This is a genomic window from Microvirgula curvata, assembly GCF_054781615.1.
Genome location: NZ_BAAGUB010000022.1, coordinates 77728 through 88026, shown reverse-complemented (window position 1 = coordinate 88026; position 10299 = coordinate 77728). Strand labels below are relative to the sequence as shown.

Genomic DNA, 10299 nt, shown 5'->3' with positions numbered 1-10299 from the left:
ACGGTACAGCCCTGGCGCAGGCTGGCGCAGGACACCAGCACGTCTTCAACGGCGGCCGCAGCCGGCTGGCGCAGCATCAGCCAGCCAAACCAGGCCAGCGCTGTCGCGGCGGCGGCGAGCAGGGCAAGGCGCAGCGGGAGGGCAGAGGTCTTCATGCCGCCAGACTAGGGCAATCCGGGCGGTTTTCGGCACGCGTGTCGCTTTCGCTTGATCTGGCTCAGGCCGCCGGCATGGCGCTGTGACGCGGTGCTTGCCGTCAGTCTGTGCTAGTAAGGTAGCTGGCGTTGCAATCGTGACGCAGCATCCGACAGGAGGTCCCGCCGATGAAACATCTCGTCTCCCTTTCTTCCGCCGTACTCGCCGTGGCGCTGGTCGCCGGCTGCGCGACCGGCCAGAACGCCGCTGCCCCGGGCGCTGCGCTGCCGGCCGGCAACTGGGCGACCAGCGACGGCCTGACCGTGAAAATCCTTGATGGGCAAATGCTGGCCTCGACCCAGTGCAACCGCTTCGGCGCACCGGTCTCGGCCCAGGACAACCGGCTGGTCTTCGGCACCATCAAGGCCGACAGCCGTGCCTGCACGGCGGCGATGATGCCGGCCGAGAACGCGGTGATGGACTTTTTCCAGTCCAACCCGCCATTCGTGCTGAAGGACCGCAGCACGCTGGTGATTGGCAGTGAAGGGCAACAGATCACATTGAAGCGGACGCCGGTGGTGCTGCCGAAGTAGCGGCCGGGGAGGAGGGACTGGCGGGACGCTGGTCCTTTTGTTTTTCGGGATACTGGCCGGGGTTTTTTGCGACGCCGTATTTTCCATTTGCGACATTGGCATTCAATGCCGCCGATTAAACATTCTGGCCGGTTGTCATTAACTCATGTCCGTGAACGACAAAAAAATGTCGATATTTCGCACGTCCTGTTTTTGCCTACGTTACTTTTTCGGCAATAACTTTGCTGTAGATCTAGTTTTTTGTTTAAAACAGCAAAAATAATAACGCATGATCAATATTGCGACGCGGAATGGGCCACTTCATACCGGCATGCGAAGTGAGAATATGCGGTTTGGTGTGCGGTTTACTCGTTTGGAATTTTTGTTCCCGTGCAAACCGTGCCCGGCACGCAGGGGTGATTCAATTTTTCCCCTGATATATACTCGTCATAACGGTGCAAAAAGCAGAAAAACACGGCGATTCGCTATATTGACTTGCGCCTGATCCTTGACGTAACCTGCCTCCACAAATTTACTGCAGGCTAAGGTCCGTCGCCTGGATAGACCCGTAGCAACTGTCATTAACGAGGGTGGAACACGTGCATGCCACGCAACCCACTAAAACCCAACAAAAAAAGGTGAGTATTATTATGAGCGGCTATAACGCAGTCCTGGCACGGAATACGGAAAATGCGCCGAAGGCGATGGGTCCTTATTCGCAAACTGTTGCTTTCTCTCATTACAATAACCTTTCGGCTCAATTGCCGGTTGATCCGAAGACGGGCAAGCTGGTTGCCGGTGGCGTGAAAGAACAAGCCGAACAGTGCTTCAAGAACATCAAGGCAGTGGTCGAAAGTGTCGCCCATTCGATGGACGATATTGTTCGCATTTCCATTTTCGTCAAAAACATTGCCGACATTGACGCGGTCAATGCCGTCTACGCAACCTTCTTCCCGGGCTATGTGCCGGCACTGACGACCGTCGCCGTTGCTGCATTGCCCCTGAATGCACTGGTGCAAGTCGAAGCGCTGGTTTCGAATGGTGTCGGCACCATCCCGGGCGCACCGCAAGCCGGCGACCTGATCAAGCTCGCCCGCAACACGAAAAACGCTCCGACCAGCCCGCTGTCCACGCAAACCGTCGCGTTCTCCCACTACAACAACATTTCCGCCCAACTGCCGATCGATCCGGAATCCGGCAAGCTGGTCGCCGGTGGCGTGAAAGAACAGGCTGCCCAGTGCCTCAAGAACATCAAGGCCATTCTGGAAAGCATCGACGTTCCTTTCGACGATATCGTCAAGATCAACATCTTCCTCAAGAACTTCTCGGATCTTGACGCCGTGAACGAAGTGTATACGACGTTCTTCCCGGATTCGGCCATTGCCCGCGCCGTCGCCTATGTGCCGGCACGCACTGCCGTTGCCGTCGCCGGCCTGCCGCTGGATGCGCTGGTGCAAATCGAAGCCGTCGTGTCGCACGGTGACGGTACGCCGCCGCAACTGGTTGAAGACCGTCACGGGATCGTCATCAAGGCGAACAACACCGAAAATGCACCGCAGAGCGCCCTTTCGACGCAAACCGTTGCTTTCTCCCATTACAACCACATTTCGGCCCAGCTGCCGCTGGACCCGAAAACGGGTGCTCTGGTTGCCGGTGGTGTGAAGGAACAGGCTGCCCAGTGCCTGAAAAACATCAAGGCTATCGTGGAAAGCATCAACCACGTCATGGCTGATGTGGTCAAGGTCAACGTCTTCGTCAAGAACATCGACGACATGAGCGCTGTGGACGAAGCCTACACGGCATACTTCCCGGGCGGCGTGCCGGCCCGCCGGACCGTTGGCGTTTCCGTTCTGCCGAACAATGCCCTGGTCCAGATCGAAGCCGTTGTCGCGCATGCTGAAGGCACCCCGCGCAAGGCATAACAGGCACAAGCTGTTGAACAGGCAACGGCCATCGTTGCCTGTTGATGCCTGCGGGAAGGCGTAATCGCCTGTCCCGACCGTGAAAAAGGAAGCTGAAATTCATTTCGGCTTCCTTTTTCCGTTTTACGGCGGCCGGCTTTCGGCGCTCCCTGCCTGATGCCCGCACCGCGCTGGGCCGGCTGATTCTTCTGGAATAAGATCATCGGCTACCCATCCGGATGGAGCATTGCATGTCAGAGATCGCCCTTGCCGCAAAAGAAGCCGTCGGTGCTTCGTTCTCGCTGGACAAGATGAAGCTTGCCCGCGACAGGACCATGGAAGCCGTGCACCGGATTGCCGGACGGGTCCGGCCCGGCATGACCGAGCTGCAGGCGAAGGAGCTGGCCAGGACCGTGCTCGAAGACATGGGCATGGACCGCATCTGGCACGGCATCCTGGTCCGCTTCGGCCGCAGCACCCTGAAAATCTTCAGCGAGAAGATCGACCCGGACAACCGGCTCGGGGAAGACGACATTTTCTTTATCGACCTGGGCGTGGTGTGGGAAGGGCATGAAGGGGATGCCGGCGCGACCTTTGTCGTCGGTCAGGACCCGCGCAAGCTGGCCTGTGCGGCGGCGGCGCGGCAACTCTGGGATGAGGTCAGGGAAAAATGGCTGCACGACAATCTGGCCGGACCGGCGCTCTACCGCTTTGCGGAGGAACGCGCCAGCGCGATGGGCTGGGTGCTCAATCCCGAGATCAGGGGCCACCGCGTGTCCGACTTTCCGCATGCGATCTACAAGGCCGGCAATCTGGGCGATTTCGCCGACTGCCCGGATACGGGCTTGTGGATTCTTGAAATCCAGATTGCCGATCCGGCCGGTGAATACGGAGCTTTTTACGAGGACCTGCTGGTCCGGGCGTAACCCGATCGGCCGACGGTGATCGGCCTTGCCCTTTATTCGACGCTGCCGGAGCGCCGTGCCCGCTCACAGCGGCAACTGCCGGTCCTGCACCACATTCTTCATCACCAGGGTGGAGATCAGCCGCTGGACACTGGGCAGTGTCGACAGGCGTTCATCGTACAGCTGCTGGAAGGCGGGCAGGTCGCGGGTGATGACGTGGAGCAGGTAGTCGGGATCGCCGAACAGCCGTTGTGCCTGAACCACCTGCGGCACGTCCGCCAGCGAGGCCTCGAAGGCCTGGACGGCGTTGTGATCGCCGTCGCGCAGGGTGACGAAGACGATGGCGGAGAAATTCAGCCCGAGGTTCACCGGGTCGAGACGGGCGTGATAGCCCTGGATGGCGCCGGACTGCTCCAGCGCCCGGACCCGGCGGTGGCAGGGGGAGACGCTGAGTCCGACCCGCTCTGCCAGCTCGGTGACGGAAAGGCGCCCGTCGGCCTGGAGCTCGGCAAGAATCCTGCAATCAATCTTGTCCATGTAGAAAATTTTCCCAAAAACGGTAATGCCGGCACAAGGAATTGAAAGCACATTCTAGCTTCCGGAGAATATTATTTCCAACAGCAACATGAATTTGGAAATATTTACTTCTGGAGCGGAATGAAATGGAAAAATCTCGGTGTCGATGCCGGGGACAGGCGGGCCGCGCTGGTGCGCTGTGCTGTATCTGCTGGTCGGGTCAGGAGCGGCAATCATGACGCCCAGCATCTTTGCGGCATTCTGGGTGGTGTCGATCCTGTTCATCATCACGCCGGGGGTGGACTGGGCCTATGCGATTTCCGCCGGCATGCTGGGCCGGGTGGTGGTGCCTGCCGTGGCCGGGCTGCTGCTTGGTCATCTGATCGCGACACTGGTGGTGGCGGCTGGCGTCGGGGCGCTGGTGGCCAGCAATCCGGCGGTGCTGACCGTGCTGACCGTGGCCGGTTCCACCTATCTGCTGTGGCTGGGGATCGGCATGCTGCGTCATCCGCCGCAGCCGCGTGCCGGTGAGACCGCCGGGTCCCGCTCATGGGCGCGCTGGACGCTGAAGGGCACCTGTGTCAGCGGGCTGAACCCCAAAGTGTTCCTGCTGTTCCTGGCACTGCTGCCGCAGTTCACCGATCCGGCCGCGGCCTGGTCGATACCGGCACAGATCATGGCGCTCGGGATGGTGCATCTGCTCAGCTGCGCCGTGGTCTATCTGCTGGTCGGTTTCAGTGCCCAGGCCGTGCTGCAGACCCGCCCGCAGGCCGCGCGGGTCGTGAGCCGGTTTTCCGGTGCGGCAATGGTCGTTATCGCCTTGCTGCTGTTCACCGAACAGGCCATTCACTGAGGGGGTTCCCATGAGCAAAGACCGGATTCCCGCCAGCCTTGGCGGTGAAGCACAGCCGCCCAGTGACCAGGCGCCAGGTCCGTCGACGCGCCCGCGCGGACAGGTCACCACCCGGCAGATTGCCGGGATGCGGGCCGGCGGCGAGAAAATCGCCATATTGACCGCCTATGATGCCACTTTCGCTGCCGTGGCCGATGCGGCCGGCGTCGACTGCATCATGGTTGGCGATTCGCTGGGCATGGTGTGCCAGGGGCAGACCAGTACCGTCGGCGTGTCGCTGGAGAGCATGCAGTATCACACCCGCTGTGTTGCGCAAGGGCTGGCCCGGGCGGGCGGCGGAGCGCTGATCGTGACCGATCTGCCTTTCGGCGCTTATCAGGTCTCGCGCGATCAGGCGATCCGTTCCGCCGTGCAGCTGATGCAGGCCGGCGCACAGATGGTCAAGCTGGAGGGCGGCGGCTGGACCACCGATATCGTGGCTTTTCTGGTCGAGCGGGGCATCCCCGTCTGCGGGCATCTGGGGCTGACGCCGCAAACGGTCTCGGCGCTGGGCGGCTACCGGGTGCAGGGCCGCGACGACGTGGCAGCGCAGCGTCTGCGGGCGGATGCCGTGGCGCTGGATCAGGCCGGCGCCACGATGATGGTGCTGGAAATGGTGCCCGCCCGGCTGGCCGCGACCGTTACCGGTGACATGACTGCCTGCGCCACCATCGGCATTGGCGCCGGAAACGGCACTGCCGGCCAGGTACTGGTCATGCATGACATGCTGGGCCTCAATCTGGGGCGCATGGCGAAATTCGTGCGCAACTTCATGCTGGAGACCGGCGAGGTGCGGGCGGCGTTCGCCGCCTATGTCCGGGCGGTCAAGGACGGGTCGTTTCCCGATAACGGGCTGCATGGCTGGTGATGTTTGCCGCACCGGGCTGCTCCGGCATGTCCGGATGGTCAAATGGCTGCGCCCTGACAGGGCGCAGCCATTTTTTCTTTACCGGGGCGAGGGTCTTTCCCTTCCCGGAATCAGAACACCACTTTCACCGCCTGCTCGCCGAGCCATTCGCGCAGCGCCGCCAGCATGCCGTCGTCGAGCTTGACCCGCCAGTCGTCGCCAAGCTGGAGCAGGCAGCGCGCGTCGGCGTTGCGGTAGTCGATGCGCAGCGGGCAGCCGCCGCCGACGTGCGGCGAGATCAGCGTGCGCAGCCGGTTCAGGTCGGCGCGCGCCGACGGCATGTCGACGGTCAGCGCCTTGGCGAACTGGCTTTTGGCCTCGGCCAGATCGAACACGGTGTCGGCGACGATGCGCATGCCGCCGGTAAAGTCGTCATGGCTGACCTTGCCGGACACCACCAGCACCACGTCTTCCTTCAGCTTGTGGCGGGCCTCGTCGAACGCCTCGCTGAAGATCGACACTTCGACCTTGGCCGAGCCGTCGTCGAGCTGGATGAAAGCCATCTTGCCGCGGTTGCCGATCTTGGTGCGGATGCCGGTAATGGTGCCGGCCAGCCACTGCGGTTCCTTCTTCGGCGACAGCCGGTTCAGCGGCGTGCGGATAAAGCGGCGCACGGTTGATTCGTAGGCATGGAACGGATGACCGGACAGGAAGAAGCCGATGGCGGTCTTTTCCTCGGTCAGCCGGGTGGCCTCGTCCCACGGCTTGACGTCGACCATGTCCACCGTCGGCACGTCCTCGGCCTCGAACATGTCGAACAGGCCGCCCTGGTTGATGTTCTCGGCTTCCTGCTCGGCGACCGACATCGCCAGTTCGACGTTGGCCAGCAGTTTGGCACGGTTGTCGTCGATGGCGTCGAAGGCGCCGGCACGGATCAGCGCCTCGATGGTGCGGCGGTTGACCAGACGCTTGTCAGTGCGGCGGCAGAAGTCGAACAGGTCGGTAAAGCGGCCTTCGCGGCGGACCTCGACGATATGCTCGACCGCGGCTTCGCCGGTGCCCTTGACCGCGCCGAGCGCATAGCGGATGTGCTTGCCGTCGGTCGGCACGAAGCGGTAGAAGCCCTCGTTGACGTCCGGCGGCAGGAACACCAGACCGTTTTTCAGCGAATCGTCGTAGAACACCCGCAACTGGTCGGTATTGTCCAGTTCCGAGGACATGGTCGCGGCCATGAATGCCGACGGGTAGTGCGCCTTCAGCCATGCGGTCTGGTAGCTGACCACGGCGTAGGCGGCGGTGTGCGACTTGTTGAAGCCGTACTCGGCGAATTTCGCCATCAGGTCGAACAGGTACTCGGCCAGTTCCTGCTTGTAGCCGTTCTTCAGCGCGCCGGCGACGAACAGCCCGCGGTGCTTGTCCATCTCCTCGGCTTTTTTCTTGCCCATCGCCCGCCGCAGCATGTCGGCGCCGCCGAGCGTGTAGCCGCCGATGATCTGCGAGATCTGCATCACCTGTTCCTGGTACACGATCACGCCATAGGTCGGATCGAGACACGCGGTCAGGTCGGGGTGGAAGTAGTCGACGGCCTGCTTGCCGGCCTTGCGCAGGATGAAGTCGTCGACCATGCCCGAGCCGAGCGGGCCCGGACGATACAGTGCCAGCACGGCGATGATGTCTTCGAAGCGGTCGGGCTTGAGCTTTTCCAGCAGCTTCTTCATCCCGTCCGATTCGAGCTGGAACACGGCGGTGGTGTTGGCCTGCTGCAGGATGCGATAGGCGGCGACGTCGTCGAAGCCCATGTGGTTGAGGTCGATGTCGAACTTCGGATCGAGCTTGTGGATGTATTCGACTGCCAGCTCGATGATGGTCAGGTTGCGCAGGCCGAGAAAGTCGAACTTGACCAGACCGACTTCCTCGACGTCGCCCTTGTCGAGCATCGACACCGGCGATGCGTCATCGCCGGACGCCTGGTACATCGGGCAGAAGTCGACGATCTGCCCCGGGGCGATCAGCACGCCGCCGGCATGCATGCCGATATTGCGGGTCACGCCTTCGAGTTTCTTCGCCAGCGTCCACAGCTCGGCGACTTCTTCCTCGTTGGCGATGCGTTCCTTCAGCGTCGGCTCCATCTCGACCGCGTCGTCGAGCGAGTACTGCTTGCCCGGCGCGGCCGGGATCAGCTTCGACAGCCCGTCGCAGAACGAGTACGGCAGATCGAGCACGCGACCGACGTCGCGCACCACGGCCTTGGCGGCCATGGTGCCGAAGGTGGCGATCTGGCTGACGGCGTCGGCGCCGTATTTCTCGCGCACATACTCGATCACGCGCCAGCGATTGTCCTGGCAGAAGTCGATGTCGAAGTCAGGCATCGACACCCGTTCCGGGTTCAGGAAGCGCTCGAACAGCAGGGCGTAGGCCAGCGGGTCGATGTCGGTAATGCCGATGCTGAAGGCAACCAGCGAGCCGGCGCCGGAACCCCGGCCCGGACCGACCGGGCAGCCGTTGCCCTTGGCCCAGTTGATAAAGTCGGCCACGATCAGGAAGTAGCCCGGGAAGCCCATCTGGATGATGGTGTCGAGCTCGAACTTCAGCCGGTCGCGGTAGCGCGGCATGTTCTGCTCGCGCAGCGCTTCATCCGGGTACAGCGCCTGCATGCGCTCGACCAGACCTTCTTCGGCGCGGTGGACCAGGTAGTCGTCCAGCGTCATGCCGGCCGGGGTCGGGAACAGCGGCAGGTAGTTCTTGCCGAGTTCGATCTCGATATTGCAGCGACGGGCGATCTCGACGCTGTTTTCCAGTGCTTCCGGCACGTCGGCAAACAGCGCCGCCATGTCGTCGGCAGACTTGAAGTACTGCTGGTCGGTATAGCGGCGCGGGCGCTTCGGGTTGCCGAGCATTTCGCCCTCGGCAATGCAGACCCGGGCTTCGTGCGCCTTGAAGTCGTCCTGGTCGAGGAACTGGATCGGGTGGGTGGCGACCACCGGCAGTCCGGTTTCGCCGGCCAGCCACAGCGTGCGGTCGACGCAGGTTTCGACCTCCGGCTTGCCGATGCGCTGGATCTCCAGATAGCAGCGGCCGGGGAAACGTGTCTGCCACTCGGTGGCGCGTTGCCGCGCCTGTTCCAGATTGCCGGCCAGCAGGGCCTGGCCGACGTCGCCGAACTGGGCGCCGGATACCAGGATCAGGTGTTCGCATGATGCCGCATCCAGCCACTCGCGCTTCAGTTCGGCACGGCCGCGATACTGGTTGGTGCGGTAGGCATCGGTCATCAGCTCGCACAGGCGGTGATAGCCGGTGCGGTTCATCGCGATCAGCAGCAGGCGGAACGGCTGGTCGCGGTCGGTCTCGTTTTCGAGCCAGGCGTCGACGCCGATAATCGGCTTCACGCCCTGCTTCAGGCAGGCCTTGTAATGCTTGACCATGCCGAACAGGTTCATCAGGTCGGAAATGCCCAGCGCGGGCATGCGTTCGCCAACGGCGCGCTTCACCGCGTCATCGACGCGGGTGATGCCGTCGGTGACGGAAAATTCGGTGTGCAGGCGAAGGTGAACGAAACGGGGTGTAGTCATCCGGGCATTTTACCTTGCGATGGCGGCAGGACGAAAATTGCTGCTCGCCGGCTCAGACTGGCCGACCCTCTGCCGGCCAGGCACCGGCAAACGCCTGCCAGTGCGGATGGTCGCCGGCCTGCTGCGCGACCCAGTCGCGGACGCGGGCGACTTCTGCCGCGTACTCGTCGGGCGACAGCGCGCCGCGCAGCAGCTGGAAGCGGAGGAATACCAGATAGGTGTTGGCCGCGTCGGTTTCGCAGTAGTCGCGGATATCGTTGATCCGGCCGTCCTGAAAGGCCTGCCAGACCTTGCTGCCGTCCATGCCGAGCTTGCCGGGGAAACCGCACAGCCTGGCGATGTCGTCCAGCGGCGCACTGGCGCGCGGCTGGTACAGCGCCATGACGTCCATCAGGTCCAGATGGCGGGAGTGATAGCGGCTGATGTAGTTGTTCCACTTGAAATCGCGGCTGTCGGCGTAGTCGCCGTCGCCCTGGTCCCAGTAGCGCGGCGCGGCAATGCCGTTGATCAGCGCACGGTACTGCAGCGCGGGCAGGTCGAAGCCGCCGCCGTTCCAGCTGACCAGCTGCGGCGTGTACTTTTCCACCAGGGCGAAAAACGCGGCGATCATGTCGCGCTCGCTGCTGTCGGCGCTGCCGAGCGTGGCAATGTGCAGCTTGTCCTGACCCCAGCGCAGCACGCAGGAAATCGCCACCGCCCGGTGCAGGTGATGCGGCAGGAAATCCGAGCCGTTCCTGGCGCGCTGGCGCTGCAAGGCCCATTCGGCCACGTCGGTGTCGGGCATGTCCGGCGACAGGTCGTGGATGGCGCGCAGGCCGGAGATGTCGGGGATGGTTTCGATGTCGAAGGCGAGAACGGCGTGCATGGGGAAGAATCCGGAAAATCGTGCCCAGGATTCTAGAGCCTGGGGGGCGGGCTGTCGTGTCTGCGTGCAGGAATGTGGCGCGGGAGAAACGGGGAGC

8 protein-coding genes are annotated in these 10299 nt (G+C 62.7%); 5 read left to right on the top strand and 3 right to left on the bottom strand.

Features of this window, described 5'->3' with window-relative positions:
* The first annotated feature begins 323 nt into the window (after positions 1-323).
* From ACYVG8_RS10510 to ACYVG8_RS10500, 3 genes are all read left to right on the top strand, one after another.
* Entirely contained in the window at positions 324-728 is a 405-nt protein-coding gene (locus ACYVG8_RS10510; protein ID WP_028498954.1) for an META domain-containing protein, read from the top strand.
* A 629-nt stretch (positions 729-1357) separates the two neighbouring features.
* Entirely contained in the window at positions 1358-2629 is a 1272-nt protein-coding gene (locus ACYVG8_RS10505; protein ID WP_028498953.1) for a RidA family protein, read from the top strand.
* 230 nt (positions 2630-2859) lie between these two features.
* Positions 2860-3534, top strand: coding sequence for a M24 family metallopeptidase (locus ACYVG8_RS10500; protein ID WP_036385647.1), 675 nt, complete (start codon positions 2860-2862; stop codon positions 3532-3534).
* A gap of 63 nt (positions 3535-3597) precedes the next feature.
* On the opposite strand, the gene ACYVG8_RS10495 is transcribed toward ACYVG8_RS10500, so the two are convergent.
* On the bottom strand, positions 3598-4050 hold the full coding sequence (locus ACYVG8_RS10495; protein WP_028498951.1) for an Lrp/AsnC family transcriptional regulator: 453 nt from the start codon (positions 4048-4050) through the stop codon (positions 3598-3600).
* A gap of 214 nt (positions 4051-4264) precedes the next feature.
* Between ACYVG8_RS10495 and ACYVG8_RS10490 the strand changes: the two genes are divergently transcribed.
* Both ACYVG8_RS10490 and panB read left to right on the top strand, forming a co-directional pair.
* The gene (locus ACYVG8_RS10490; protein WP_028498950.1) at positions 4265-4882 is read left to right on the top strand and encodes a LysE family translocator; all 618 of its coding nucleotides are present in this window, start codon (positions 4265-4267) and stop codon (positions 4880-4882) included.
* 10 nt (positions 4883-4892) lie between these two features.
* On the top strand, positions 4893-5789 hold the full coding sequence (gene panB / locus ACYVG8_RS10485; RefSeq protein WP_107889658.1) for a 3-methyl-2-oxobutanoate hydroxymethyltransferase: 897 nt from the start codon (positions 4893-4895) through the stop codon (positions 5787-5789).
* 110 nt (positions 5790-5899) lie between these two features.
* On the opposite strand, the gene dnaE is transcribed toward panB, so the two are convergent.
* Both dnaE and ACYVG8_RS10475 read right to left on the bottom strand, forming a co-directional pair.
* Positions 5900-9337, bottom strand: a complete 3438-nt coding sequence (gene dnaE, locus ACYVG8_RS10480) for a DNA polymerase III subunit alpha (protein WP_281659792.1) — start codon at positions 9335-9337, stop codon at positions 5900-5902.
* Positions 9338-9389: 52 nt separating this feature from the next.
* Entirely contained in the window at positions 9390-10202 is an 813-nt protein-coding gene (locus ACYVG8_RS10475) for a 3'-5' exonuclease (RefSeq protein WP_028498947.1), read from the bottom strand.
* Between the last annotated feature and the right edge of the window lie 97 nt (positions 10203-10299).